Below are 26556 nucleotides of genomic sequence, written 5' to 3' on the forward strand. Positions count from 1 at the left end.
CCCCCTTAATTAAGTTTAATTGATAGTTTGTATGTCACCCGCTGATTGCATAAACAATGGTACAGGGCGTTGTGTTTCTAATTGCACAGGCTTAATGCGACGGTTTGTATATTGAGCCCAGTCGAGCGTGCGTTCTATATGGCCGCTGGTATTAACAGATAACTTACCGCTTAAACCACTATATTGATTGCCTGGCATTACGCTTAACTGCCTGATGTCATGTAATATTGATACAGCATCGTACGCCATTGCAAATAAGCGTTGGCTAATATCTACTTGCTCTGGCCATAACGAATCATACTGCTGGCGTAAGTTATGTTGTTTAATTTGCGAATCGAGCATCCACGGCAATTCAGTGAAGTATAGGCCGTCTAAGTCGCCTTTGTCAGTACTGTCAATTTGTTTACTATGACTTTTAGAGCTGGCATAAAGTGGAATACGATCTGCAAATGTACTTACGTTTACATCGAGGTAGGGTTTAATTAAGCGTGTTTCTATTGCATCACCCAAAATATAAATAACGTCTATATCACTACGCGAACGGGTTTCGTTTTCTACTTCCTGTTTAAATAGTGCTTTAATCGTTTTTATGCGCTCTTTTGATTTATCAACTTCTAACAAGCTGGTAATTGTATTAGGCATATCTTTTTTATCGTTATAAAAACCTATTTGCGGCTTGGTTTCGCTATAGCGTTGCCACTGTAAGTTAAAGTAATCAACCAAGCGTTGGCCATTTGCGTTATTTGGTGCAAGTAACATAGGTTTTTGATAGCCCTTAGTTAAAAAGTGTTCTAAGGCTTGTTGTACTTCGTGCTCAGGGTTTAGTGCAAAGTAATAATGCTGAAGCGAAATTCGCTCACCATCAAAGGTGTTTAAATGCAGTACCGGAGTATCAATAAGAGTTTGTGCATTGGCAAGTTTATCAATATTTGCTTTAAGTAGAGGACCAATTACAAAGTCAGGCTTTATTTCTTCAAGTTGCGCTGCAATTTCTTCTGTACTTAGGTTTTCATCAATAAAAATAGTGTCGTTGATATTTTGCGTATCAAGTGCAGCTAATACGCCAGCTTTAAGGGCATCACCTAAACGTTCGTTAGGGCCCGATTGTGGAAACAGCACAACTAAGCGCTCTATATTGATAGGAGCAAGTTCAGTAAGCATTTCATCTTGTTCAGGTAATACAGTAAAAGCCGGATGCCCAATATAGCGTCTGCGCCAATTGTTGATCGCTTGATCTAACTCTACGCCACTACTTGCATATACTTGATGATATAACGCTAGGTTAGCCCACCCTTGCTGAATGACCGAACCACGGTTAAAACGTTCAAGTGCATAAGAAGAGAGTTGTTTTAAGTTATCCCACAAATTTTGATTAAGTTGAGGGATTTCTATATTATTTTTTGTTGCTGTTTCAGAGGCTCTAAAAAAGTAGGGTGCAGCTTTTTTAGGAAAATTTTGCGATGCGTAAATGCTGGCCGTTAAAAACTGATGCCAAGCAAAATGCTCAGGTTGAGTCAGTTGTCCGTCTAGCGACTGTAAAATAACCAAAGCTTGATCATTTTTATTCTGTTGTTTTTGTGCAAATGCAATATAAAGACGGTTCTGGATTTGATCAACACTTGCGGTTAATTCAAGCTCATTCCCAATTATCTCTAATAAAGGCCAGTTTTGCTCACTAATTGCTGCATCACGGGCGCTATACAATAACTGTATTTTATCGGCACCTTGGCGGTTTTGCGCCAATTGATAGATAGATTGCGCACTGGTTGCCTGATTTTGCAGTGCATTAGTGCGGTTACTTACGTTATCGCTGTTTTTAGTTGGTTTTTCGGTTGTGCTACACGCCGATAACCCTGACAATATAATTAATAGACTAACTAGTTTAAGTCGCACAATGATTTCCCAATACGTTAACGCGATTTGCTTATATTACTGACTGACGCAGGAGACCTCAATGTTAAATGAGGAGAATTCACAGAAAATTGGCACTCTTTACATTGTTGCCACCCCAATTGGCAATTATGACGACTTAAGTCACCGTGCCATTGCGACATTATCGCAAGTTGACTTAATAGCTGCTGAAGACACTCGCCATACCGGCAAGCTACTTAGCCACTTTGGTATTAAGGCAAAAACGTTTGCATTACACGACCACAACGAAAAGCAAAAAGCACAACAAATTATTGATCAACTTAATCAAGGTTTAAATATTGCTTTAGTATCTGATGCTGGTACACCGCTAATTAGTGACCCAGGCTACGCTGTTGTAAATCTATGCCGCGAACAAGGCGCCCATGTTACACCTGTTCCAGGTGCATGTGCTGCAATTACAGCCGTGTGTTGTTCAGGTTTACCAACCGACCGTTTTCAGTTTATTGGTTTTACGCCAGCTAAAAGCAAAGCTCGCCAAGACTTTTTTACCGAAGCTGTTAACTCAGGCATTACCAGCATAATGTACGAAAGTACGCACCGTATTATGGCAAGCCTTGATGATTTAGCACTAGCCCTTGGTGATGAGCAGCAAGTTGTGTTTGCTAAAGAGCTAACCAAAACCTTTGAAACATTTTTTAATGGTAGTGTAAGTGAGCTTAAACAGTTTTTAACTGATGATCCTACCAAGCAGCGCGGCGAAATAGTGCTTATGCTTCCGGGCAAACCAAAGCAAATAGACGATGTTCCGCCTGAAGCGCGCAAAATGCTGGCACTTCTTGAGAGTGAAATGCCAATGAAAAAGGCCTGTGGTGTGGTTGCTGAATACTTTGGTATGAAGAAAAACGCTTTATACAAAACAATTATTGAAGAAAAAGAGTAAATTTTACTGCGCTTGGTATTAGCCTCATGTATACTGCGCGCCGAGTCAGCCAAGATGATCGCTGCCTGTGACGAAAATGATCAGGGGGAGGAAAGTCCGGGCTCCATAGGGCAGAGTGCCAGCTAACGGCTGGGGGGCGTGAGCCCACGACAAGTGCAGCAGAGAGGAGACCGCCAATCTCGATTGGTAAGGGTGAAAGGGTGCGGTAAGAGCGCACCGGGCCGCTAGTAATAGTCGGTTGCAAGGTAAACTCCACTCGGAGCAAGACCAAATAGGGTTCCTTATGGCGTGGCCCACGTTGGAACCGGGTAGGTTGCTTGAGCCATAGAGCGATTTATGGCCTAGACGAATGATTATCACTTTCTTCGGAAAGGACAAAACCCGGCTTATACGGCTGACTCACTCATTCAATAAAAAGCCCGCAGTTAACACTGCGGGCTTTTTTGTGTTTAAATTTTAGTTAATAAAATTTAAGTATTATTAAATAATATTTTTCCCTTGTTCTGGATCGCGAGATTGCTCTGCTTGTTCACGTATTTCGTCGGTATCACTACTTACATCATCAAGCGTTTTAGTTTGCTCAACAGTTTCACTTTTTTCGCTTTGTATTTGCGATGGTTGTTTTTCCTCTAAGCTAGAAGCATTTTCATTAGGGTCGGTGAGTATAATTCTCTCTCGTGCGTCATCAGGCATGCTGATGTTTTGTTTTGTGAACTCATTGACTAATTCGCGCATAAGCTGGGAGGCTACTTTTAATGGGCTGTGCTGCTCGCTATTAACCCAAAAATACAAAACGAAGTTAATAGTAGATGAGCCTAAGTTTTTTATTAAAACCTGCGCGGGTGGGTCGCTAAGTACCGCATTTTGTTGATTGGCAATATCGAGGGCGAGGGTTTGTGCGCTGCGTATATCGTTATCGTAGCCAATACCAATTTCTACTTTTCCGCGCATTTTTGGATTGGCAGTTAGGTTTTTAATGGTATTTTTATATACAGTCGCATTGGGTATTTGAATATGATTGCCATCGTAATCAACAAGTGTGGTTGCTCTTGCTGTTACTTTTTTAACAATACCTAATCGGCCATCCACTTCAATTACATCGTCAATTTTAAAAGGTCTTTGTACGCTCAGTAATAAACTGGCAATAAAGTTCTCTGCTATGTCTCTAAAAGCAAAGCCGAGTATTAAACCTATTAACCCAGTCCCACTCATAATAGCAACAGCAAACTGAGTAAGCCCTGCTAAACGTAAAAATAAATATACCCCAAATAAAATTATTAGGGTGCTTATGCTGCGCCTTATAACTAGGTGAACAAGCTTGCTGTCAGTCATATAGTCAATGGGTTTGATTAGTAATCTAGAAAGTGGTCCTGAAATTAAGTAACTGAGTACTAAAAGCATTATACCGAGTAAAATAGTGGGTAATATTTGCGCTGTTACGTGAAGTAATTGCACGCCTTGCTCATAAAAGAAGTTCCACGAAAGTGTATCAACTTTGATCACTTCAGTTATTGGTGTTGTATTATTTAGCGCTACACTGCTTTTTAGGGTACCGAGCATGGCTTATCTTCCGTGTTAGAGTCATATATAGATAAATATTAGCAAGTTTGGTACCAAACGCTTATAACTTGGCAAATATTTTGCTGTAGTAACGTAATACAAATATTGAGGTTTAGAATGAAAGAAGCTAAACGAGGACAGCAAGCAGAGCAGCCTGCACATATCCCTTTTATAGGTTGGTGGGATATTGTTAAACGTATTTTTAAGCAAATGAGTGAAGATAACTTATCTATAGTGGCAGCCGGTGTGGCATTTTATGCGTTACTTGCTATTTTTCCAGCCATTGCGGCGATGGTATCGGTGTATGCGTACTTTTCATCCCCAACAGATATTAGTGAGCACTTAAGTAAAATAGTTACTTTGCTTCCACCAAGCACCAGCGAACTGATTTTGTCTCAGGTTTCTAGCCTAGCTAAAACATCAAGTGCAAGCTTGAGCTTAAGTGCAATTGGTACGCTCATACTTACTATTTGGAGTAGCTCAAAGGGCAGCCAAGCACTTATTACTGCATGTAATATTAGTTATCGTGAGTATGAAAAACGCTCATTTTTTCAGGCTCAACTAGTGCGCTTTTTATTTTCGGTAGGAGCGATTGTAGTCGCAATTTTTGCGCTATTAATTATTGGTATTTTACCTATTGTACTTAATTTAGTGGGACTAAAAGAAAGTATAGATTTATTAATTAAACTCATTTCTTGGCCATTATTGGCTTTTACCTTTAATTTTGCATTGGTACTTTTATATCGTTATGCCCCACATCGTAAACCTGCTAAATGGCGTTGGATCACAATGGGGTCGTCTATTGCTACCGTGCTTTGGATTTTAGCATCTATAGGTTTTTCATTTTATGTGTCGCGTTTTTCTAGTTACAATGAAACGTATGGCTCACTAGGTGGTGTAGTGATCATGCTGATGTGGTTGTATATCAGCGCTTATATAATCACATTAGGTGCTGTAATTAATGCAGCTACTGAGCAGCAAACAGGTAAAGATAGCACTGTAGGGCCGGCTAAAGAGCGTGGGCAGCGAGGCGCCTATGTAGCAGATCACCTCGATGTAAAAAATGAATAGCTATTAATTAGCTAAATTAGTAAGTGCAGTAATTTGCTCTTTAAACTCTTGTGCTGCAGGACCAAGCCTATCGTTGTCGTTGCACATTAAATATAAATTAAGAGTGCGGGTTGTACCTTGGTCTAAATTAAGTGCAATGAGGGTTTGATCTTCAATTAAGTGTGCAATTTGTGTTTTTGGCAGCCAAGCGTAACCTAAATTTTGACTAACCATATCAATAGAGTTACGTAAGTGGCTTACTGTCCAGCGCATATCTGCACCTAGCCAGCCTTCATTGTGACTGGTGTGGGTTGCTGAATCGCGAACTACTATTTGTCTATGTAGCTTTAAATCACGAAAGTTGAGTTGTTCAGTATGTTGGTGTAATACATGGTCTTTATGCGCAACCGCTATAAACTCTATATCGCATAACGTACTGCAACTAATTCCATAGATAGGAATTGACGAAATAGCTAAATCAACCACTGAGTTATGTAATAATTCGTTTGCACCTGTTAGCACGCTTTCTACTAAATCAATTTTTAAAAGAGGGTAAAGCTCACTCGTTTTAGCAAGTGCTTGATATAAAATAGCGTGTGGAAAAACCTCATCAACAGCTATTTTTAATGTGCTTTCCACGCCTTCGCTTAGTGTACTTGCTACCGATTCTATTTTAGTCGCTTCCTCAATTAAAAACTCGGCTCTGCGTAAAATCAGCTTACCGCTATCGGTTAAAAATGCTTTACGGCCTTTTACTTCAAGCAACTTAATTTGCAAGGCGGCTTCAAGTTTTTGCACAGCATGGTGTACGGTTGACTGACTTTTATGTACAGCTGCGCTTGCGCCTGCAAACCCGCCATGATCCACAACCGCTTTAAACATTCGCCATTGCTCTAATGTTGCTTTTGCCATTTTTAAATCCTGTTACTACTTTATATCTGATTGCTTAACTTGACCGCGCAGACGCATTATTTATTGCGTAACAGTGATTTTTTGTCTATTTATTTTAACAAAGCTACTTTTTTATCAGCTAGAAGTGCCATAAAACTGCTTTTATTTAAAGGTCTTGAAAATAAATAACCTTGACCGTAATCGCATCCTGCTTCAAGTAGTAGCTGCATTTGTAATTTAGTTTCAATTCCTTCGGCGATTACTTTTAAGCCCAACTGATGCGCCATAACAATGATGGCTTCACACAATGCAAGTTCTTGGCTGCCTATTTGAATATTATCAACAAAACGTTTATCTATTTTTAAATAGTCGGTGTCCATTTCTTGTAAGTAAGCGAGCGACGAATACCCGGTACCAAAATCATCAAGAGCAAGCTGCATTCCTGATTTTACTATTTCTTTTAGGCGTCTTTGCGTAAGTGCTTCAGGGTTAACCATTAAGCCTTCAGTTATTTCTGCGACAATTGACGAAGCAGGCAGTTTTGCTGCTTTTAGCATATCGTACCATTCATCTATGCCACTCTCTGGCGTGGATAATTGCACTGGCGATACGTTTACACTTATTTGAAAAGTATCATCGGTTAGTGTTTTTATATCGTTAAGTGTTTGCAAAGCTTGGGCAAATACAAATTGACCAATTGCATTTATTTGCCTGGTTTCTTCAGCAAGTGGGATAAATGCGATAGGGCTAATTAGGCCTTTTTCGGGATGTTGCCAACGAATAAGCCCTTCAGCTTTATGAATATGTAAATCATTTAAAGCAACTATGGGCTGATAAAATAACTCAAACTGTTCAAGTTCTATGGCACTTCGTAAGTCTTTTAATAGCACCATGCGCGCGTGTGCATATTCGCGCATGTCAGCAGAGAAAAACTCAAAACAGTTACGACCATTACTTTTTGCTTTATACATAGCCTGATCGGCTGCCTTTAAAAGCTGTTCAGTATTTTCACCATCATTAGGAGCGCAAGCAATGCCTATGCTTGCACTAATAAATAACTCTTCGTTTTCAAGATGCAAAGCTGACGATAGACTAAGTAAAATATTACTCGCAATTTGATTAATATGGCGGGTACTTTTAATGAGACTAAATACAATAACAAACTCATCTCCCCCAATTCGTGCCACAAACTCAGCGTTTTTTGCCGACTGGACTATACGCTGAGATACGAGTTTTAATAAGTTATCGCCATAGTGATGGCCTAATGTGTCATTAATATCTTTAAAGTGATCAATATCTAAAAGCATGACAACCAATTGATTATCTGGAGTAACAACATTTGAAAATCGTTGATTTAATCGCTCCTTTAACTCTAAACGATTTGGTAAGTCAGTTAGGTGATCAAAATGAGCTTGTCGCCAAATGGTTTCATCAGCTTGTTTTTTTTCTGTGAGGTCTGTGAATATCGCGATACGACGAATAGGTGCGTTGTTTGTGTCATAAATAGTATCGATAGTGAGCCACTCAGAGTAAAGCTGCCCGTTCTTTTTACGGTTAATAACCTCGCCTTGCCAGCGGCCTGTTTGCTGTAATTCAGACCACATTTTATTGTAAAAATTCTTATCATGTTTTCCTGATGAAAGAATTGAAGAGGACCGGCCAATAACTTCTTCTTTACTATATAAAGTCGTTTTACAAAACGCAGGATTTACATCAAATATAATGCCCGTTGGATCGGTGATTGCCATGCCTTCACTACTGTTGTTATACACTAGTGAGGCAAGGTGGAGTGCTTCTTCATTTACTTTTCGTTGTGTTATATCTCGTAGCACAACAACGTATTCATTTTTACTTTGCATTGCGCTAATACTTGCTTCAAAGCTGCGTTTAGGATCTGATTTTTCGAGTGTGAATTCTAAATTGCTCGAAACATCAAGTTTAGATAACTGCGATAACAAAAGCTGAACATTGCTGTGTGAAAGAATTGATGATAAATGAGGTACTACAGTGCTGTTAGGATTTACTTGAGGCTTAAACTGTCCTGTTATGTTGAGAATATCGCCATGGATGTTAATTCTAACGTAACTATCGGGCAGAGTATTAAGCAAGCTAGTAAGCTCATCATGCTTGTTTTTTAAATTAGCCTCAGCTGTTAACCGAGTTTGCGCCATTGATTTAAAACGCTGATAGAGAGTATTTAGCTCTGGATTATTGGGTTGTATTTTTTGTGACGGCATTTCGCCCTTAGCCAATACGTTTGTTGCATTTGTTAGATTATTAATTGGGTCAATAATGCTGGTTTTAAGTAGTTTACGTGCAATTAAAGACAGTATCAGCAGCGATAAAATAAACACACCAATCGCTATAAAAAAATTATTATTTATTTGCTCTAAAGCATGTGTGACAGGAAGTGCGATATGTATATTTAAGCTGTTATTACTCGGATCGCTGTAAATAACAGAGTGATGAAGCATTCGGGCTTCACCTTCAATAGACTTTATTTTTGTTGATGCCTCATTATCAATCGAAGAATCAGTTGCTAATAAAGTCTGTGCAATATTATCGCCAAGCGCGGCCGTTGTAGGTGGATAACGCGCTAAAATTTTTCCGTTAGAATCAGCAATTGCAGCAATAGAGCCTGGCGGAAGTTCAATGTCATTAAAAGCATTGTTCCACCAGTCAAGCGCAACAACGATAACTACAACGCCCTGAATTACATTTTTTTTATTAATAATAGGTAACGCAAAATTAAGAGTGTTTTTTTGCAGACTTCGGTCGTGCTGAAAATAACCTACCGACAATTGGTTACTTTTTAAGGCGTTTTGGAAATACGCCCGATCGGCAATATTAATTGTTTTGGCTAACCCGCTTGTTGTACATATAACAATGCCATTTGGATCTATAATCCCGATATTGGCAACATGTGCGTAAATAGATCTAAATTGATTAAAATAATTAGGGCAGGTCGTTGCTAGATTTTCTTTCTTACTTTCCTCTTTAGCCAAATAACGCGCTAAACGGTCAATATCATCAACTAAGTGCTTTTGCTGTAAAATTAATTGCTTAGCAATATTTTCTACTTTTTTTTCGCTTTGCTCAATAGAGTGATCGCGTTCAAGCAGCAGTGTAAAAATAATTACAGCGGTGCCCGGAATACTTAGCAATATAAGTAAACGATAAAGCTGATGTTTGAGAGAATAAGTAAAAATAACCATTCCTTAGTTTTGTATTTTGCAATAACAATTGTAGCCAAATTCACTCCAAATAACCATAGTAATTATAAGGTTGAAAATGTAACCAATGAATCATTATAGTTCTATTTTTTGGAATGTTAAGGTCGATTTAAAGACATAGTTGTTTTGTTTAATGAATGATTTAATAGCCTCATAAACTTATTCTTTAGAGTGAATTAAAAAATGAAAATATCAAAAATACTTACAGCTTATGCAACTCAAGATGGCGACGGCGTAAGCATTAGCCGCATACCAGGGTTTGATGGTAAATATTTAGATCCATTTTTAATGATTGATGAACTTAAGTCAGACGACAAAAAAGATTATATGGGAGGCTTTCCTGAGCATCCGCACCGAGGTATTGAAACGTTTACTTATATTCTAAAAGGTGGCTTTGAACATCGTGACCAAATGGGTAACAGAGAAGCAATTAAAGCAGGTGATGTGCAATGGATGAGTACAGGGCGCGGCGTCATGCACAGTGAAATGCCACTCGCGGATGCTGTAGATGGACTGCATGGCTTTCAAATTTGGATCAACATGCCAAGCGCAGAAAAAATGCGTGATTCACGTTATCAAGATACTACTAAAAACCCAGCTCCGAGTTTTACAAATACGCAAGGTGTGACGTTAAAAGCACTTGCGGGATCGTGGCAGTTCGAAAGTGAAACGCTTACAAGCTCTCTGCAAAGTTTAGCGGCTAATGCGGCGCTTGCTGATATTACATTACCTGCTGGTAAAAGCATGAATTTAGAACCTATTAGCCAACAAAAAGTAATGCTTTATATCCATAGCGGCTCACTAATAATGAGCGACAATCAAACAATACCAGCGGGCAAGTTACTTATTTTAGAACCAGGCAGTGATATTAATATTAGCTCTGAGCACGGCGCTGGTGTTTTGGTTTTAGTAGGCGATCCACTTATTCAACCGATTGCTCATATGGGGCCGTTTGTAATGACGACGCAAGCAGAAATACAGCAAGCAGTGCGTGATTATCAAAACGGTGAGTTTGGCAAAATATAACGGTATTTTTAGGAGAGTTTTATGGGATTATTAGTTAACGGTCAATGGCAAGATAAATGGTACGACACCGATTCAAGTAACGGTAAGTTTGAACGCGAAACTGCGCAGTTACGTCACTGGGTAACTGTTGATGGTAGCGCTGGAATAACGGGCGAGGCCGGTTTTAAAGCACAAGCGAACAGGTATCATTTATATGTGTCACTTGCGTGTCCTTGGGCGCATCGAACGCTTATATTTAGAGCGTTAAAAGGGTTACAAGATTTAATTACGGTGTCGGTTGTTAGCCCTGATATGCTTGATAGTGGTTGGGCTTTTGATACGCAAAACCACAGTACTGGTGATGCTTTATTTAATAGTAACTACTTACATCAAGTGTATACAAAAAATAATCCTAAGTATTCCGGGCGAGTCACCGTACCTGTATTGTGGGATAAAAAGTTAAATAAAATTGTCAGTAATGAGTCTGCCGATATTATACGTATGTTCAATAGTGCATTTAATGAATTAACAGGTAATAAAGATGATTACTATCCTGAGGCACTGCAACCAAAAATTGATGAATTAAACGCGTTGATTTATCCAAGTATAAATAATGGTGTTTATCGTACGGGCTTTGCTACAACTCAGGATGCGTATGAAGAGGCATTTAATGATGTATTTAAAGCACTCGATACAGTAGAGGGGATACTGAGCAAGCAGCGTTATTTAACAGGGGATAACCTCACAGAGGCAGATTGGCGATTATTCACCACTCTCATTCGGTTTGATAGTGTGTACGTTGGTCACTTTAAATGTAATTTACGCACAATTGAAAGCTATCCTGCACTGAGCGGATACCTCAGAGAGCTATATCAGGTTAAGGGAGTAGCGAAGACAGTTGATTTTTATCATATTAAACGTCATTACTATTTTAGCCATACAATGATCAACCCAACACAAGTTGTGCCAAGTGGTCCAAGTATTGATTACTTATCTGATCACGGTAGAAATGTTTAGCGTTTAAGCAAACAGCCTAACAAGCCAGCCGTATTTTCTTACCAAGCTGGTTTCGCCTTTCCCCGCTTGTACAGCTGCACCGGCTAAAAAGGCACTTGTTAGTCCCACTTTAGTTGCGGCAAAACGCTTAAGTCTATATTGAAACGCTGCATGATGTTGGCGTTTTAACTCACTGCGCGTGTCCATTTGCTTACTAAGAGCATCAACGTTTTCATTAGGTGCTTTGATTAAGTAGTTAACTAACATGATAATTTCCTTATAAGTTAAACAGTTGTTTTAAGCTTTTGAGCGTTTTACTAAAGCCAATTTTATTGCTTAGGTAAACCGTATTTTTCCAAAGCCATGCTAAACAAGCAACTTGCAGCAAAGCAGCTGTTGCAATACTCAGCCATACTGACCCAAAAACATCGTATACACCGTATCCAACAGCACCTAGAAATCCTGCCCACAACAAAACCAAACCACTGGCAAAACAGCCTAAAAATATAGTGATCAATGCAAGCGATCTAAGCGATAACCGCCATTCAGCTTTAGCAAGCTGATGGGTGATCTTTCCTTGAGTTTGGTAATCGTCCTTGAGCTGCTTAGAGTACTCTAAAAGCTTTGCAATATGATCTTGCCAATCGTCCTTTTGGCTCTGCTGCTCAGTAGTTTGGTTTTGCGCTTCACCATCCTTGGCTGCGCTTGTTTGTGGGTTATTCATCACTGATTACTTACGACGAAATAGTGATGTAATCAGCATACCCGCAGCAAAAGCAATACCCGCGGTTGCTAATGGATTTTCAGAAGCAAATGCACGGGTTTTAGCTGTACATTCACTTAATTTTTCACGTGCAATAAGTTGTTTTTCGCTTAATGCATCTGCTGAGCTAGAAGCTCCTTTACGCACACTGCTTTCAGCTGTTGCTGCTTTGCTAGAAAGTGCATCTACAGCATCGTGCGCCGCTGATGTTGCTTTCTCTGTAAGAGGTGATTCAGTATTTGTTAGTTTAACGTCAGGCTTAACATCTGAAGTTGTGTTTGGTTTCGTATTTGTTGCAGTAGCCATAATCAATCCTTAATAAGTTAAAAATTTAAATAGTGATTTAGATGATGCAATGATTAAACCAAAACTGTTATTTATTTTAAGTTGTTGAGTTTATTGGTTTTTGTTGTTTGTATATAACTTTTTGTATTTGGTAATTTAAAGCAAACAGTAACTATTACTACACGGTTAGGTAAATTTTACAAAGGGAGTAAAAATGCTTAAAAAGTTGTAAATATTCATTGGTTATTCAGTAAGCAAAGCGTGTAAACAGAAAGTTATAAAAAACAGAATAGATATTTTTTTCATCACAATCCCACTTTTTCCCACGTAATTCAAACGCTTCGCTTGAGCCCTTATTTTTTCTAGCTTTGGGACTTACTAAAGCTGGTCAGCTTACTTGACAAAATGGCTTGTCAAGCCCTAAACTGGAGCACTGTGGTAAAAAGTGGTTTTTAGTGGATCACACTGGATAAAAATAAACAAAAGTTGAATAAAACAATTTTAAAGTAGGTTTTTTATGTTTCGTGGCGCGAGCTCACTGAGTTTGGATGATAAGGGGCGTTTTGCGGTACCGACTAAGTACCGAGAATCTCTATTGTCTGAAGATCAGGGAACGGTTATTTGTACCGTCGCATTAAATGAGCCGTGTTTATGGTTGTATCCGCTGGCTGAGTGGCTAGAAATAGAAAGCCGTTTAGCTAAAATCTCCAATATGAACCCACGAGCCCGTCGAATGCAGCGTATGTTGCTCGGGAATGCTACAGAATATCAACTTGATAAAAATGGTCGAATTTTGCTTGCGCCGTCACTGAGGGCTCATGCATCACTTGGCAAAAAAATCATGCTAGTTGGTTTGATGAATAAATTTGAAATTTGGGATGAGGCGCGTTGGCACGAGCAAATGCAGCAAGATACTGAGCTTGAAAGGCTTGGCGATTTTGAACCTAACCAAGATTTAGATAATTTTACACTCTAACAGCACAAAAAAAGGCAAATAATAGCTAATGACAGCGCAATTTGAACACGTATCCGTATTAATGGACGAAACCATCGATGCCCTCGCAATTAAGCCAGACGGTATATACATGGATGGTACGTTTGGACGTGGCGGCCACTCTGGACAAATTTTAGCACGCCTAGGTGATGAAGGTCGCCTGCAAGCAATTGACCAAGATCCACAAGCGATACAATCAGCCGAAAAATTTGCTGATGATCCACGTTTTGCGATTGCACATACTCGTTTTTCAAATTTATACGAAGTAGCAGAGCAGAACGATCTAATTGGTAAAGTGGATGGCATTTTATTAGACATTGGTGTCTCGTCGCCACAACTGGATGACGCTGCGCGTGGTTTTAGTTTTATGAAAGATGGGCCACTTGATATGCGTATGGACCCAACAACAGGTCGCAGTGCTGCACAGTGGTTAGCAGAAGCCGAGTTAGATGATATTACCCACGTAATTAAAAAACTGGGCGAAGAAAAGTTTGGTAAACGCATTGCACACAAAGTACTCGAAGTTCGTGAGCACACGCCAATCACAACAACCAAGCAACTTGCTGACCTTGTTGATGAAGCAGTACCTGTAAAAGATAAGTTTAAGCACCCTGCAACACGTACTTTTCAGGCGATTCGTATTTATATCAATAGCGAGCTTGAAGAGATTCAAACAGCGCTACAGTCTGCAGTTAAAGTGCTAAAGCCAGGCGGACGTTTAGTGGTGATTTCGTTTCACTCACTAGAGGATCGTATTGTAAAACAGTTTATTAGAAAACAGAGTAGGGGAGAAGTGTTACCCAGAGGTCTGCCTTTAACTGATGCACAAATAAATAAAAACCTGACGTTAAAAGCAGTGGGTAAGGCTATTAAGCCAAGTACTGTTGAAGTAGAACGTAATCCACGTTCTCGTAGTTCTGTACTTAGGATTGCACAGAGGTTGGGATGAGTAAAAAAGCGAGCTATCGTCAACCCAATTTATTCTTTGAAATATTAAAAGGCCTAGGTGCTAACAAGCTAACCTCGGCCTTGTTGGTTGTGATATTCGCTTCTAGTTTAGCTGTTGTGCAAACAACACATTTAGCTCGTGGGCAACTTATAAAGCAAGATCAATTATTACAAGAACGTGATGAACTCGATTTAGAGTGGCGCTACTTACTTGTTGAAGAAGAATTTTATTCGCAACATGCACGCATTGAAGAAGTTGCTATATCACAATTAAAAATGAAACGACCTACGAGTCAAGATGAGCAGGTAATAATAGTACAATGAGAAATAGAGGCAAAAAACCAGTCACTAATTTAATCACATGGCGCTTTATGCTGGTGTGTACAGTTGTGTTTATGGTGTTTGTAACACTCGTATCTCGCGCTGCTTATTTACAAGTGATAGAACCCGATAAAGCACGTTCAGAAAGTGATAAACGCACGGTGCGTGTTGAAAAACTGCATGTGCAACGCGGAATGATTTTTGACCGCAATGGTAAAGAATTAGCGGTAAGTGTGCCTGTGGTAAGCGTATATGCTGATCCTAAAGCATTACATAAATCGCTTGTATCTAAAGTAATCAAACAAGCCCGTAAAAGCGGCGAAGATCACTTATCTTTAACTGAAAACACTGTTGAGCTTGATAAGCGTACTGCACTTTATTATAAAAACGATTTACGCTGGCGCGAGCTTGCAGATGTGCTGCGTATTGATCCTAAAAAGATTAATTCTCGACTTTTAAACGATCCTTCGCGTCGCTTTGTGTATTTAAAGCGCCAAGTTACTCCTGCTGTAGCAAATTATATTGGTGATTTACGCCTCCCTGGTATCCATTTACTAGATGAATCTAAACGCTACTACCCTGCAGGTGAAGTTACCGCGCATGTAATTGGTTTTACCAATATCGATGGCAAAGGCATTGAAGGCATTGAAAAGCTATACGAAAACGCTTTAACGGGCGAGGAAGGCCGCCGTACCATTCGTAAAGACGCACAAGGGCGTGAGGTAGAAGTACTTGACGAACGTGAACGTGTAGAGCCAGAAAGTATAGAACTAAGTATTGATCAACGAATTCAAGCCATTGCGTACAAGGCCGTAAAATCAGCTGTACTGACTTATAAAGCCACATCGGGCTCAGCTATGGTAGTTGATGTTAAAACCGGTGAAGTACTGGCAATGGTAAATAGCCCTTCATTTAATCCAAATAACTTAAGCGATGCTGCACCTCATAAACGTCGTAACCGCGCAATTACAGATTTGTTTGAACCAGGCTCAACTGTTAAGCCTCTAGCCATTTTGGCTGGGCTAGACTACGGCGCCATTCAGGCAGATGACACGATTGATACCTACCCAGGTTGGATGCGTTTAGGTGGTAGTTTAGTTAGAGATACTCGTAATCACGGCGAACTAACACTGCGCGAAATACTAAAGTACTCCTCAAACATGGGAGTTGCGAAGGTTACTCAGTTAGTGCCTAAAGATTACCTTGTTGGCTTATACCAAAAAGTAGGGTTTGGCAGTGACACTGGAACAGGCATGGTCGGTGAAAGCAGCGGTTTGTTTTATCCAAATCGTCGTTGGTCTGACTTTGAAATTGCCACTTTATCATTTGGTTATGCAATTTCGGTAAGTACTGCGCAAATGGCGCGCTTTTATACCATGTTAGGCGCTGGTGGAGTTAACCGACCTCTGACTATTTTAAAGCAAGATAATATACCTGAAGGCGAACGTATTTTTAAACAAAAAGACGTAGAAGCCGTAGTCCACATGATGGAAAGTGTATTTGAAAAAGACGGTACTGCTCGCAACATAAAAGTTGATGGGTATCGTGCTGCTGGTAAAACAGGTACATCTAAAAAAGCCGTAGCAGGTGGTTATGGTGATGAATATGTAGGTTACTTTGCAGGTGTAGCACCGGCAAGTAATCCTCGTTTAGCCGTGGTAGTTATGATTAATGAACCAGGTGGTGATGTGTACTATGGAGGTGCCACCGCTGGCCCTGCATTTGCAGAAATCATCTCTAACGCATTAAGAATATTAAACGTAGCGCCTGACAAGGAAGAGGTTGCGTACGTACAAGGTAAAGATAACGATGCGTGATTTAAAGGATATTTTAAAATACATCGAAATAGATGCGCCCTCGCAACTGGTAAAACATTTACGCCTTGATAGCCGTGAAGTAACGCCAGGTGATGTATTTGTTGCTATTAAAGGCCATGCACTTGATGGCGGTCAATTTATTAATAAAGCAATTGAAAATGGCGCAACAGCTATTATTGCTGACAGATTATGTGAATTTGAAACAAGTTTTGAGCCGCTATATTTAGTTTCGGAGCTTGATAAAAAGCTTCCAGAATTAGCAAGTCGCTTTTATAGCCAGCCAAGTCAGGCTCTTGATTTAATTGGTGTGACAGGTACAAACGGTAAATCGACTACCACAGCAATGATTGCCCACTTAGCACAATTTTGCAGTACTGAGTCGGCTATTATAGGCACTTTAGGTTATGGCCATCCTGATAACTTAATTCCACTGATTAATACCACACCTTCAACGGTTGATTTACAGCATATTTTGAGCGATTTAAATTCGCAGCATAAAAAGCTGGTAGCCATGGAAGTGTCATCTCATGGATTAGTGCAGCAGCGTGTTGCTAAATGCGCGTTTAAAGCGGCTGTGTTTACTAATCTTTCGCGCGATCACTTAGATTACCATGGTGATATGGCAAGTTACGGTGATGCGAAACTAATGCTTTTCCGTGATTTTGAACCGCAAGTTGTAGTGCTTAATCAAGATGACTTTCAAGCTGAGCAATGGCTTGAAAAGTATGATTTTAATAACTTAATTTGTTATGGCCGCAAAAACTTAGCTCCTAAGAATGCTCAGTACGTTTATTTTTCTAATGTTAAATATTCAAGTGAAGGTATTTCGGCGCAGTTATCGACTAGTTGGGGTGATATTTCAATTAAATCGCCTTTGTTTGGCGAATTTAATTTATATAACTTAACGGCCGCGATCGCTACATTACTAGGGCTTGGTTATCCGCTTGAGCAATTAGTTTCAGGTTGTGCACAGTTACAGCCAGTAGCAGGGCGAATGCAAGCATTTAGCCAAGCAGGCATGCCGACGTGTGTTGTTGATTACGCACATACACCCGATGCACTTGCACTTGCATTACAAGCATTGCAGCTGCATGTGCCAGGTGGTGTAAGTTGTGTATTTGGTTGCGGTGGTGACAGAGACAAAGGAAAGCGTGCATTGATGGCGCAAGCTGCAGAGCAAAACGCTAATAAAGTTATTATTACCAGTGATAACCCTCGCTCAGAAAACCCTGATGACATTATTGCAGATGTAGCTGGCGGTTTAACCCATCCTCAAAATGCACATTTAGAGGCCGATAGAGCAACTGCAATTCGTTTTGCTATAGAAAACGCTACAGCTGATGAGGTTATTTTGATTGCAGGTAAAGGCCACGAAGATTATCAAATTATAGGCGATAAGCGAATCGACTTTTGCGATCGCCGATATGTACAAGAACAACTAAAAAAAGCAGTAAGAGGGATAACACAATGATCCCAATGGATTTTGATTGGTTAGCTAATGTGCTAACAACCGATTATCAAGGTGATAATCAACACGTGCTTAATATAAATACTGATACTCGTACAGTGTGCGATGGCGAAGTGTTTTTAGCACTGAAAGGGCCAAATTTTGATGGGCATAAATTTATAGCTGAGGCTAAACAAAAAGGAGCTATTGGCGTTATTGTTCAGCACAAAGTTGATGTAGATATTCCACAATTTATAGTAAGCGATACACGTATTGCACTAGGTGCAATTGGCACCGCTGTTATGGCGCAAGTGGCGCCTAAAACAATTGCAATTACAGGAAGTGTAGGCAAAACCACCGTAAAAGAAATGTGCGCCGCTATTTTGTCGGTCCATGGTGATGTATTAGCTACTAAAGGTAATTTTAATAATGATATTGGCGTACCACTTACGTTACTGCGCTTAGAGCCACAGCACCGCTTTGCAGTAATTGAACTAGGTGCAAATCACTTAGGTGAAATTGCTTACACCACTGCAATGACAAAACCAGATGTAGCCGTTGTATGTAATGTTGCAGCGGCCCACTTAGAAGGTTTTGGTAGTTTAATGGGCGTCGCAAAAGCTAAAGGTGAGATTTTTGATGGCCTTAAAGATGATGGCGTTGCGATTGTTAACTGCGATAGTGAATTTAGCCAATATTGGTTAGATAAGCTTGAAGGGCGTAATGTTAAACGTTTTTCTACAACTGAAAAACTAGATATTTGGGCAGAGAACATCACGCTTGATGCCAATGCGCGTGCAAGCTTTACGCTTTGCACTAAAAACAAGCAAGTACCTGTTACTTTAGCATTGCCTGGTAAACATAACATTGGGAACGCGCTTATTGCAGCCGCATTAACTAGCGAGTTTGATGTAACTCTTGAAGAAATAGCCAATGCACTTGCCACAATGGGTGATGTAAAAGGGCGCGTTAATTTAATTGAAGTGTCTGATTTACTTACCGTGGTTGATGATACCTATAATGCCAATGTTAAGTCGGTAAAGGCTGCGATTGACTTGTTAAGTGATATGCAAGGTCACCGCATTTTAGCACTCGGAGACATGGGTGAGCTTGGTGAAGATGCACGTAAGTACCATCAAGAAGTTGGCGAGTATGCACTTGAGCAAGGGATTGATGAGTTATTTACATTAGGTGTATTAAGTAAATACGCAAGTGATGTGTTTGAACTACCTAATCGCCACTTTTCGAGCCGCGAACAGATGCAGCAAAAAATTCAAGAAAGTATTAATAAAGTGAATACTAAAACAACAATAGTAGTGAAAGGATCGCGCAGTTCTCGCATGGAATTATTAGTAACCGATTTAGTTAATGGCCAGCAACAAGCCATCAATGGAGTATCATAATGTTAGTTTGGCTGGCAGAGTATTTAACACAGTATTTTAGTGGTTTTCATGTTTTTTCGTATTTAACGCTACGTGCCATTTTAGGTATTTTAACTGCGCTAATTATGTCTCTTTATTTAGGACCTAAGTTAATTCGTGGTTTGCAACGTATGCAAATAGGCCAAACAGTTCGAGACGACGGTCCGCAATCGCATTTGTCTAAGTCGGGTACACCGACTATGGGTGGCTTACTTATTTTAGCGGCTATTTTTACCAGCACGCTACTTTGGGCCGATTTATCAAATAAATACGTATGGGCAACACTGTTTGTAATTGGCTCTTTAGGTATTGTTGGCTTTGTTGATGATTACCGTAAAGTTATCCGTAAAGATCCAAAAGGTTTAATTGCTAAGTGGAAGTACTTTTGGCAGTCGGTCATTGCATTAGTTGTAGCTACTGCTTTGTACTTTACCAGTGCACAAGCATCTGAAACATCACTTGTTGTTCCATTTTTTAAAGACGTGTTACCGCAATTAGGTTTGTTTTATATCGTGCTTACGTATTTTGCCATAGTAGGTACATCAAACGCGGTAAACCTGACCGATGGTTTAGATGGCTTGGCGATTGTGCCAATTATTTTAGTGGCTTCAGCACTGGCAATTATTGCTTACTTAACAGGTAATATTAACTTTTCGGCTTACTTACATATTCCACATTTACCGCTGGCGAGTGAGCTTGTGGTTGTATGTACTGCCATTGTGGGCGCAGGGCTTGGCTTTTTATGGTTTAACACTTACCCAGCACAAGTATTTATGGGCGATGTTGGCTCATTAGCACTTGGTGGCGCATTAGGTATTATTGCTGTTTTAGTACGCCAAGAGTTACTGCTTATTATTATGGGCGGTGTATTTGTAATGGAAGCGCTATCGGTAATATTACAAGTGGGGTCGTATAAATTACGCGGACAACGCATTTTTAGAATGGCGCCGATTCATCATCATTATGAATTAAAAGGTTGGCCAGAGCCTCGCGTTATTGTGCGCTTTTGGATTATTTCTGTTGTGCTAGTGCTTGCTGGCTTAGCTACTTTAAAGATTCGATAAATGCAGTATTTAAACGAGATAAAAAACAAACAAATAACAGTGCTCGGACTCGGTGTAACCGGTCTGGGCATTGTGCGTTTTCTATTATCTCATGGCCTAACACCAAAGGTCGTTGATAGCCGAGTAACCCCGCCGGGGATTGATTGGTTAAAAGAGCACGCGGCAACTCTAGATACCCACTTCGGTAATTTGGATGACGTAGAGCTTTGTTCAAGCGATATGATTATTATAAGTCCCGGGCTTAGCTTAAAAATACCAGCTGTTGCAGATGCAATTAACGCAGGTGTTGAAGTGATTGGTGACGTTGAGTTATTTGCACGCATTAATACAAAACCAGTCGTTGCAGTGACGGGCTCTAACGGTAAGTCAACCGTGGTTACGTTCGCTTATGAAGTGTTAAAAGAAGCCGGCTATAAAGTTGCTTTGGGTGGGAATATTGGCACAGCGGTACTTGATTTACTCAATGATGATTTTGATGTGTATGTACTTGAGTTATCGAGTTTTCAGTTAGATACCACAACGAGTTTAAAACCAGTAAGTGCAACGGTATTAAATGTGTCAGAAGATCACCTTGACCGCTACGACAGTTACCAAGCTTATATAGACTCAAAGCTAAGTATTTATAATTTTGCAGAGCTTATTGTTGTCAATGCAGACGATAGTCAAACACATCCAGTTGAGCGCGGTACAACCCCTTTAATTAGCTTTGGTGCTCAACAAGGTGATTACCATTTAGCCCAGCACAATGGCGAAACTCACTTTATGGTTAAAGGCGATGCCTTTTTACCTGTTGATACGCTTGCGGTAGTGGGTAAGCACAATTATTTTAATACGCTTGCAGTAATGGCGCTCTTAAGTCCGTTTGAAGTAAGTAAAGAGCAATATAAAAATGCATTCGGTCAATTTAATGGGTTGGCTCATCGCTGCCAATTTGTAGCTGAGCTTAACGATGTAAAGTATTTTAACGATTCAAAGGCTACCAATGTTGGAGCAACTATAGCTGCAATAGATAGTTTAGCTAGTGACGGTGAAAATCTGATTGTTATTGCTGGTGGCGATGCCAAAGGCGCTGATTTAAATGCGCTTAAACCTTACATAGAACAGCATGTAAAAGCATTAATTTGTTTTGGTAAAGATGCATGTGACTTAGCTGCGATTACCAATAAGAGTTATTTAACTAACAATATGGAAGAAGCCGTTACTTTGGCCAAAGTACTTAGTAGTACAGGCAATATTGTTTTATTAGCACCCGCATGTGCCAGCATTGATATGTATAACAACTATATGCAACGCGGTGATGACTTTGTTCAGTGTGTAATGGCAGAGGCGTTATGATTGCTTTTGCCGATATAAGAGACGCATTAACACCTAAGCCTTCGGCGCAGTTATACGATGTACCGCTATTGTACTGCGTAATAATGCTCATTGGTGTTGGTTTTATCATGGTGACCAGCGCATCAATGCCCACCGCAGAGCGGTTATTTGATGACCCGTACCATATTACCATTCGCCACAGCATGTTTTTGGCAATGGCTTTTGTGCTTTTTTGGATAAGTGTTTGTGTGCCAATGGAGTGGTGGAAACGATCAAACCCTTATCTATTAATACTAGGTATGGTGCTATTAATAGCGGTATTGATTATTGGGCGTGAAGTAAACGGCGCTAAACGATGGATACCTATTGGACCTGTTGGTTTTCAGGTGGCTGAGGCCGCTAAGTTGTACTTTTTTAGTTATATTGCGGGTTATTTGGTAAGAAAACGCGAAGAAGTACAAGAAAATATTAAAGGCTTTGCAAAGCCAATTGCTGTATTTGCAGTGTATGCACTGCTTATTCTGCTGCAGCCAGATTTAGGTACAGTGGTTGTTATGTTTGTAACAACGGTTGGTTTATTGTTTTTAGCTGGTGCTAAGTTATGGCAGTTTTTTGTACTTATTTTAACGGGCGTTGGTCTGGTTGTATTACTTATTATTGTTGAACCATATCGTATGGCACGTGTTGTTGGCTTTTTAGACCCTTGGGATGATCCTTTTGGCAAGGGTTATCAGTTGGTGCAATCGCTAATGGCATATAGCCAGGGTGGTTGGTTTGGCCAAGGCTTAGGTAACAGTGTACAAAAGCTACAATATTTACCTGAAGCACATAACGATTTTATTTTTGCCGTTATAGGTGAAGAACTTGGCTTAATAGGCGTTGTAAGTATTTTAACGGTATTAGCTACTTTAGTATTTAGAGCCTTATTAATAGGCCAACAAGCGCTTAAGTGCGGCAAGGAATATGAAGGCTACTTTTCATTTGCCATTGGTATTTGGTTTGCATTTCAAACCATGGTGAATGTAGGTGCGAGTGCGGGTATTTTACCGACGAAGGGTTTAACCCTGCCGTTTATTTCTTATGGCGGCTCAAGCTTATTAATTATGACGATTGCCACGGGTATTTTATTACGCGTAGATTTTGAAACCAAAATGGCAACCAAACAAGCCACCTCACGCGGAGGTAAGCGATGAGTAAAAAATTAGTAGTAGTGGCTGGTGGAACTGGCGGACACATTTTTCCCGGTATTGCAGTAGCCGATTATTTAAAACAGCAGGGCTGGCAAGTTAGCTGGATCGGCACACCAGATCGAATGGAAGCGAGCGTTGTACCTAAGCACAATATAGATATTGACTTTATTAACGTTAAAGGTGTTCGTGGTAACGGATTAAAGCGTCTTATTAAAGCCCCATTCATGGTAATTAATGCAGTATTGCAGGCGCGTAAGGTATTGAAAGAACAGCGTCCTGATGTAGTACTTGCAATGGGCGGTTATGTTACGGGGCCAACAGGAATTGCCGCAAAAAGTTTAGGTATCCCGCTGGTTATTCACGAGCAAAACGCTGTAGCGGGTATGAGCAATAAACTGCTAGCTAAGGTGGCTACACGAGTATTAGCTGCATTTCCAAGTGCTTTTGCACAGGGTCAAGCCGAGCTAGTAGGTAACCCAGTTCGCCAAAGCGTTATGAATATAGCCAAACGCGATGTATCAAGCCCTATTAATATTTTAGTAGTGGGCGGCTCGCTTGGCGCGCAAGTGCTTAATCAAACATTACCAGAAGCATTTAAAGTACTAAATAATACAGCTCCAATAAGTGTATGGCATCAAACAGGTAAGGGTCATTTAACTACCGTAGAAGCCGCTTATAAAATGCATGCTTTTACAGGCAGTAATGCAAAAATAGCTGAATTTATTGATGATATGGACGCAGCGTATAGCTGGGCCGACATTGTTGTTTGCCGTGCTGGTGCGTTAACTGTTAGCGAAATTGCAGCGGCAGGTAAAATGGCCGTTTTTGTTCCGTTTCCACATGCTGTGGATGACCATCAAACAGCGAACGCACAATATTTAGTGATGGCTAATGGCGCATTATTAATGCCACAAGGGCAGTTTAATAAACAATCAATTGTTGAACTATTAAGCCCATATTTAGCCCAACCTTCATTAATTACTGAAATGGCTACAAATGCAAAAAAACAAGCCATTTTAGATGCCACAGCAAGCGTAGCAACGCACTGTGAGCAAGTAACAAATAAGAGAAAATAAGTGAAAGAAACGTCAGTACAAGAAAAACACACACGCCCCGCAATGCGCCGAATAGAAACCATCCACTTTATTGGTATTGGTGGAGCAGGTATGGGCGGTATTGCTGAAGTACTCGCTTTTGAAGGCTACCGTATTACAGGTTCTGACATTGCCCACAGCGCTATGACAGATCGTTTAATTAAAGCCGGTGCAGAAGTATTTATTGGCCATCATGAAAATAACGTAAAAGATGCCAATGTAGTCGTTGTTTCAAGTGCGATTGATGAAACAAACCCTGAAATTATTGCAGCCAAAGCCGCAAGAGTTCCGGTTGTTCGCCGCGCAGAAATGTTGGCTGAATTAATGCGTTTTCGTCACGGCATAGCAATTGCGGGTACGCATGGTAAAACAACGACAACAAGCTTAATTGCGAGTATTTATGGACAAGCAGGGCTTGATCCAACCTTTATTATTGGTGGCTTGTTAAATAGCGCAGGTAGTAACGCAAAAGTAGGCAAAAGTGATTTTTTAATTGCAGAAGCTGATGAAAGCGACGCGTCGTTTTTACACTTACAGCCAATGGTATCGGTGATCACAAATATTGAAGAAGATCACATGGATACTTATGGCGGCAGTCTTGAAAAAATGAAAGACACGTACGTAGATTTCATCCATAACTTGCCGTTTTATGGTTTAGCTGTTGTATGTATTGATTCTGAAGTTGCTGCTGAACTTATCCCGCGTTTTGGTCGCCCAGTTATCACGTATGGTGAATCGAAGGATGCTGATTACCGCATGAGCGACTTTAGTCAATCAGCTAATACATGCACATTTACAGTAACTAACAAGCAAGGTGAGTGTTTAACTGCCACGTTGAATATGCCAGGTAGACACAACGCACTTAATGCAACCGCTGCGATTGCTGTGGCAAAAGATCAAAACATTGCGAATCATGCAATTTTAGAAGCGCTGCAGAAGTTTGAAGGTATTGGTCGTCGTTTTCAACACTATGGTGAATTTGAAAACGAGCGTGGCAATGTGATGTTAGTTGACGATTACGGGCATCACCCTTCAGAAGTTGCAGCAACAATTGCAGCCGTACGTGAAGGTTGGCCTGATAAGCGTTTGGTAATGGTATATCAGCCACATAGGTTTTCTCGTACACGCGACTTATACGAAGACTTTGTAAAAGTACTCGCTGATGTTGATCAGTTATTATTACTTGATGTGTATAGCGCTGGTGAAGACCCTATTGTAGGCGCAGATAGCAAAAGCTTATGTCGTAGCCTTCGTCAACGTGGCAAAGAGCCGCTGCATGTAGCAACAAACGCAGAGCTTGCTGGTGTTTTGGCCGCAAATTTACAAAATAATGATTTAGTATTAACCCAAGGCGCTGGTAATATAGGTCAGTTAGTTAAAACATTAGCTGCGACGGGTATGTCGATAGAAAAACTTAAGCAAGGTGAAGTATGACTCAGGTAAACACACAATTTGGTAAAGTAGCGGTACTGCTAGGTGGTAACTCAGCAGAACGTGAAGTGTCTTTACGATCGGGTCAGGCTGTTTTAAATGCGCTGCAAAATAGTGGCATTGATGCAATTGCATTTGACCCGCAAAGTCGTTCTTTGTGGGAGTTAAAAGAATTAAATGTAGAGCGCGTTTTTATTGCTTTGCATGGTCGTGGTGGCGAAGACGGAACTGTACAAGGTGCGCTTGAATTTATGAACCTGCCTTACACGGGCAGTAATGTACTGGGTTCAGCACTTGCTATGGATAAAGTACGTTGTAAGCACTTATTTAAATCAGCGGGTTTAAGCACTGCACCTTATACCGTAGTTGACGCTAAAAAAGGCTTTGATGCTGCAGCTATTATGGGTGAGTTTAAAAAGGTAATGGTTAAGCCATCGCACGAAGGCTCAAGCATAGGTATGGCGCAAGCAAGTACAGCACAAGAACTTGAAGACGCACTAGCTAATGCATTTAAGTTTGATAATCAAGTGCTTGTAGAGCAGTGGATCACGGGACGTGAATTCACAGTTACAGTGCTTGGCGATGAAGTACAACCAGTCATCGAAATGACTACGCCAAATGGTTTTTACGATTACCAAGCTAAGTATCAATCAAATACAACGCAGTATCATTGCCCTGCAGATTTATCAGAGCAAGATACTAAGTACTTACAAGCTATATCGCTAGATGCATTTGATTTAGTGGGCGCAAGTGGTTGGGGCCGTGTTGATGCGATGCAAGACGAGCAAGGTAACTTTTACCTGCTTGAAGTAAATACAGTACCTGGCATGACTGAAAAGTCGTTAGTGCCAATGGCAGCAAAAGCGAATGGGGCAACTTTTGAACAATTAGTTGTTCGCATTTTAGAGCAAACGCTTTAA

The 26556-nt window shown here is 40.3% G+C and carries 23 protein-coding genes and 1 other RNA gene; 17 read left to right on the plus strand and 7 right to left on the minus strand.

Going from position 1 to position 26556, the window contains the following annotated elements; translation table 11 throughout:
• Positions 1 to 15: 15 nt before the first annotated feature.
• Positions 16 to 1893 (minus strand): penicillin-binding protein activator, encoded by a 1878-nt coding sequence (locus I6E82_RS01390; RefSeq protein WP_007582872.1) that lies wholly within the window; start codon positions 1891 to 1893, stop codon positions 16 to 18.
• A 61-nt stretch (positions 1894 to 1954) separates the two neighbouring features.
• On the opposite strand from I6E82_RS01390, the gene rsmI reads away from it, so the two are divergent.
• The gene (gene rsmI, locus I6E82_RS01395; RefSeq protein WP_010554279.1) at positions 1955 to 2812 is read left to right on the plus strand and encodes a 16S rRNA (cytidine(1402)-2'-O)-methyltransferase; all 858 of its coding nucleotides are present in this window, start codon (positions 1955 to 1957) and stop codon (positions 2810 to 2812) included.
• A 42-nt stretch (positions 2813 to 2854) separates the two neighbouring features.
• Positions 2855 to 3217: RNase P RNA component class A (gene rnpB, locus I6E82_RS01400), an RNA gene on the plus strand.
• Positions 3218 to 3292: 75 nt separating this feature from the next.
• Here the strand turns inward: rnpB and I6E82_RS01405 are convergent.
• Positions 3293 to 4372: a mechanosensitive ion channel family protein gene (locus I6E82_RS01405; RefSeq protein ID WP_197101302.1), complete on the minus strand. Its 1080-nt coding sequence runs from the start codon at positions 4370 to 4372 to the stop codon at positions 3293 to 3295.
• 117 nt (positions 4373 to 4489) lie between these two features.
• On the opposite strand from I6E82_RS01405, the gene I6E82_RS01410 reads away from it, so the two are divergent.
• Positions 4490 to 5443, plus strand: a complete 954-nt coding sequence (locus I6E82_RS01410) for a YihY/virulence factor BrkB family protein (RefSeq protein ID WP_007582878.1) — start codon at positions 4490 to 4492, stop codon at positions 5441 to 5443.
• 3 nt (positions 5444 to 5446) lie between these two features.
• Here the strand turns inward: I6E82_RS01410 and I6E82_RS01415 are convergent, their stop codons facing one another.
• Together I6E82_RS01415 and I6E82_RS01420 are read right to left on the minus strand one after the other, a co-directional pair.
• Positions 5447 to 6334, minus strand: coding sequence for a LysR family transcriptional regulator (locus I6E82_RS01415; RefSeq protein WP_010554286.1), 888 nt, complete (start codon positions 6332 to 6334; stop codon positions 5447 to 5449).
• Positions 6335 to 6423: 89 nt separating this feature from the next.
• Complete coding sequence (locus I6E82_RS01420; RefSeq protein ID WP_197116491.1) at positions 6424 to 9528, minus strand: bifunctional diguanylate cyclase/phosphodiesterase; 3105 nt, start codon at positions 9526 to 9528, stop codon at positions 6424 to 6426.
• Between the two features lie 201 nt (positions 9529 to 9729).
• On the opposite strand from I6E82_RS01420, the gene I6E82_RS01425 reads away from it, so the two are divergent.
• Together I6E82_RS01425 and I6E82_RS01430 are read left to right on the plus strand one after the other, a co-directional pair.
• Entirely contained in the window at positions 9730 to 10572 is an 843-nt protein-coding gene (locus I6E82_RS01425; RefSeq protein ID WP_197116492.1) for a pirin family protein, read from the plus strand.
• Between the two features lie 21 nt (positions 10573 to 10593).
• Positions 10594 to 11568, plus strand: coding sequence for a glutathione S-transferase family protein (locus I6E82_RS01430; RefSeq protein WP_197116493.1), 975 nt, complete (start codon positions 10594 to 10596; stop codon positions 11566 to 11568).
• Between the two features lie 3 nt (positions 11569 to 11571).
• Here I6E82_RS01430 and I6E82_RS01435 read toward each other — a convergent pair whose 3' ends face one another.
• Genes I6E82_RS01435 through I6E82_RS01445 form a run of 3 tightly spaced genes read right to left on the minus strand, consistent with a single transcriptional unit; the run spans position 11572 to position 12616 of the window.
• Positions 11572 to 11814: a hypothetical protein gene (locus tag I6E82_RS01435; RefSeq protein WP_007582895.1), complete on the minus strand. Its 243-nt coding sequence runs from the start codon at positions 11812 to 11814 to the stop codon at positions 11572 to 11574.
• A 10-nt stretch (positions 11815 to 11824) separates the two neighbouring features.
• Positions 11825 to 12271 (minus strand): hypothetical protein, encoded by a 447-nt coding sequence (locus I6E82_RS01440; RefSeq protein ID WP_007582900.1) that lies wholly within the window; start codon positions 12269 to 12271, stop codon positions 11825 to 11827.
• 6 nt (positions 12272 to 12277) lie between these two features.
• Positions 12278 to 12616: a hypothetical protein gene (locus I6E82_RS01445; RefSeq protein WP_007582901.1), complete on the minus strand. Its 339-nt coding sequence runs from the start codon at positions 12614 to 12616 to the stop codon at positions 12278 to 12280.
• Positions 12617 to 13112: 496 nt separating this feature from the next.
• On the opposite strand from I6E82_RS01445, the gene mraZ reads away from it, so the two are divergent.
• From mraZ to I6E82_RS01505, 12 genes are read left to right on the plus strand one after another with little or no spacing between them, the layout of a single operon-like run.
• Positions 13113 to 13571 (plus strand): division/cell wall cluster transcriptional repressor MraZ, encoded by a 459-nt coding sequence (mraZ, locus tag I6E82_RS01450; protein WP_007582904.1) that lies wholly within the window; start codon positions 13113 to 13115, stop codon positions 13569 to 13571.
• Positions 13572 to 13599: 28 nt separating this feature from the next.
• A complete protein-coding gene (gene rsmH / locus I6E82_RS01455) occupies positions 13600 to 14538 on the plus strand; it encodes a 16S rRNA (cytosine(1402)-N(4))-methyltransferase RsmH (protein WP_008167099.1) in 939 nt (312 codons plus the stop codon).
• A complete protein-coding gene (ftsL, locus tag I6E82_RS01460; RefSeq protein ID WP_007582915.1) occupies positions 14535 to 14861 on the plus strand; it encodes a cell division protein FtsL in 327 nt (108 codons plus the stop codon). Before rsmH ends, ftsL begins: the two co-directional genes overlap by 4 nt.
• Positions 14858 to 16675, plus strand: coding sequence for a peptidoglycan glycosyltransferase FtsI (locus I6E82_RS01465; RefSeq protein WP_010554293.1), 1818 nt, complete (start codon positions 14858 to 14860; stop codon positions 16673 to 16675). The genes ftsL and I6E82_RS01465 overlap by 4 nt, the downstream gene beginning before the upstream one ends.
• Positions 16668 to 18146, plus strand: a complete 1479-nt coding sequence (murE, locus tag I6E82_RS01470) for a UDP-N-acetylmuramoyl-L-alanyl-D-glutamate--2,6-diaminopimelate ligase (protein WP_197116494.1) — start codon at positions 16668 to 16670, stop codon at positions 18144 to 18146. Before I6E82_RS01465 ends, murE begins: the two co-directional genes overlap by 8 nt.
• Positions 18143 to 19525 (plus strand): UDP-N-acetylmuramoyl-tripeptide--D-alanyl-D-alanine ligase, encoded by a 1383-nt coding sequence (locus I6E82_RS01475; RefSeq protein WP_197116495.1) that lies wholly within the window; start codon positions 18143 to 18145, stop codon positions 19523 to 19525. The genes murE and I6E82_RS01475 overlap by 4 nt, the downstream gene beginning before the upstream one ends.
• Entirely contained in the window at positions 19525 to 20607 is a 1083-nt protein-coding gene (gene mraY, locus I6E82_RS01480; protein WP_007582922.1) for a phospho-N-acetylmuramoyl-pentapeptide-transferase, read from the plus strand. The genes I6E82_RS01475 and mraY overlap by 1 nt, the downstream gene beginning before the upstream one ends.
• Complete coding sequence (gene murD / locus I6E82_RS01485) at positions 20608 to 21942, plus strand: UDP-N-acetylmuramoyl-L-alanine--D-glutamate ligase (protein WP_197116496.1); 1335 nt, start codon at positions 20608 to 20610, stop codon at positions 21940 to 21942.
• On the plus strand, positions 21939 to 23114 hold the full coding sequence (gene ftsW, locus I6E82_RS01490) for a cell division protein FtsW (protein ID WP_007582927.1): 1176 nt from the start codon (positions 21939 to 21941) through the stop codon (positions 23112 to 23114). Before murD ends, ftsW begins: the two co-directional genes overlap by 4 nt.
• The gene (gene murG / locus I6E82_RS01495; protein WP_010554297.1) at positions 23111 to 24187 is read left to right on the plus strand and encodes an undecaprenyldiphospho-muramoylpentapeptide beta-N-acetylglucosaminyltransferase; all 1077 of its coding nucleotides are present in this window, start codon (positions 23111 to 23113) and stop codon (positions 24185 to 24187) included. The genes ftsW and murG overlap by 4 nt, the downstream gene beginning before the upstream one ends.
• Positions 24188 to 25639, plus strand: coding sequence for a UDP-N-acetylmuramate--L-alanine ligase (gene murC, locus I6E82_RS01500; protein WP_002957994.1), 1452 nt, complete (start codon positions 24188 to 24190; stop codon positions 25637 to 25639).
• Positions 25636 to 26556 (plus strand): D-alanine--D-alanine ligase, encoded by a 921-nt coding sequence (locus I6E82_RS01505; RefSeq protein ID WP_024592944.1) that lies wholly within the window; start codon positions 25636 to 25638, stop codon positions 26554 to 26556. The genes murC and I6E82_RS01505 overlap by 4 nt, the downstream gene beginning before the upstream one ends.

This window comes from Pseudoalteromonas sp. NZS11, assembly GCF_015864765.1.
Classification (GTDB): Bacteria; Pseudomonadota; Gammaproteobacteria; order Enterobacterales; family Alteromonadaceae; genus Pseudoalteromonas; species Pseudoalteromonas arctica.

Bases quoted from the DNA above. Each gene is read 5' to 3' on its own strand.
- I6E82_RS01505 (WP_024592944.1), top strand. From the start codon at position 25,636: ATGACTCAGGTAAACACACAATTTGGTAAAGTAGCGGTACTGCTAGGT.
- I6E82_RS01435 (WP_007582895.1), bottom strand. From the start codon at position 11,814: ATGTTAGTTAACTACTTAATCAAAGCACCTAATGAAAACGTTGATGCT.
- I6E82_RS01415 (WP_010554286.1), bottom strand. From the start codon at position 6,334: ATGGCAAAAGCAACATTAGAGCAATGGCGAATGTTTAAAGCGGTTGTG.
- I6E82_RS01465 (WP_010554293.1), top strand. From the start codon at position 14,858: ATGAGAAATAGAGGCAAAAAACCAGTCACTAATTTAATCACATGGCGC.
- I6E82_RS01445 (WP_007582901.1), bottom strand. From the start codon at position 12,616: ATGGCTACTGCAACAAATACGAAACCAAACACAACTTCAGATGTTAAG.
- I6E82_RS01430 (WP_197116493.1), top strand. From the start codon at position 10,594: ATGGGATTATTAGTTAACGGTCAATGGCAAGATAAATGGTACGACACC.
- murG (WP_010554297.1), top strand. From the start codon at position 23,111: ATGAGTAAAAAATTAGTAGTAGTGGCTGGTGGAACTGGCGGACACATT.
- rsmH (WP_008167099.1), top strand. From the start codon at position 13,600: ATGACAGCGCAATTTGAACACGTATCCGTATTAATGGACGAAACCATC.
- rsmI (WP_010554279.1), top strand. From the start codon at position 1,955: ATGTTAAATGAGGAGAATTCACAGAAAATTGGCACTCTTTACATTGTT.
- mraY (WP_007582922.1), top strand. From the start codon at position 19,525: ATGTTAGTTTGGCTGGCAGAGTATTTAACACAGTATTTTAGTGGTTTT.
- mraZ (WP_007582904.1), top strand. From the start codon at position 13,113: ATGTTTCGTGGCGCGAGCTCACTGAGTTTGGATGATAAGGGGCGTTTT.
- murD (WP_197116496.1), top strand. From the start codon at position 20,608: ATGCAGTATTTAAACGAGATAAAAAACAAACAAATAACAGTGCTCGGA.
- I6E82_RS01420 (WP_197116491.1), bottom strand. From the start codon at position 9,528: ATGGTTATTTTTACTTATTCTCTCAAACATCAGCTTTATCGTTTACTT.
- I6E82_RS01410 (WP_007582878.1), top strand. From the start codon at position 4,490: ATGAAAGAAGCTAAACGAGGACAGCAAGCAGAGCAGCCTGCACATATC.
- I6E82_RS01425 (WP_197116492.1), top strand. From the start codon at position 9,730: ATGAAAATATCAAAAATACTTACAGCTTATGCAACTCAAGATGGCGAC.
- I6E82_RS01440 (WP_007582900.1), bottom strand. From the start codon at position 12,271: ATGAATAACCCACAAACAAGCGCAGCCAAGGATGGTGAAGCGCAAAAC.
- murE (WP_197116494.1), top strand. From the start codon at position 16,668: ATGCGTGATTTAAAGGATATTTTAAAATACATCGAAATAGATGCGCCC.
- I6E82_RS01475 (WP_197116495.1), top strand. From the start codon at position 18,143: ATGATCCCAATGGATTTTGATTGGTTAGCTAATGTGCTAACAACCGAT.
- ftsL (WP_007582915.1), top strand. From the start codon at position 14,535: ATGAGTAAAAAAGCGAGCTATCGTCAACCCAATTTATTCTTTGAAATA.
- I6E82_RS01405 (WP_197101302.1), bottom strand. From the start codon at position 4,372: ATGCTCGGTACCCTAAAAAGCAGTGTAGCGCTAAATAATACAACACCA.
- ftsW (WP_007582927.1), top strand. From the start codon at position 21,939: ATGATTGCTTTTGCCGATATAAGAGACGCATTAACACCTAAGCCTTCG.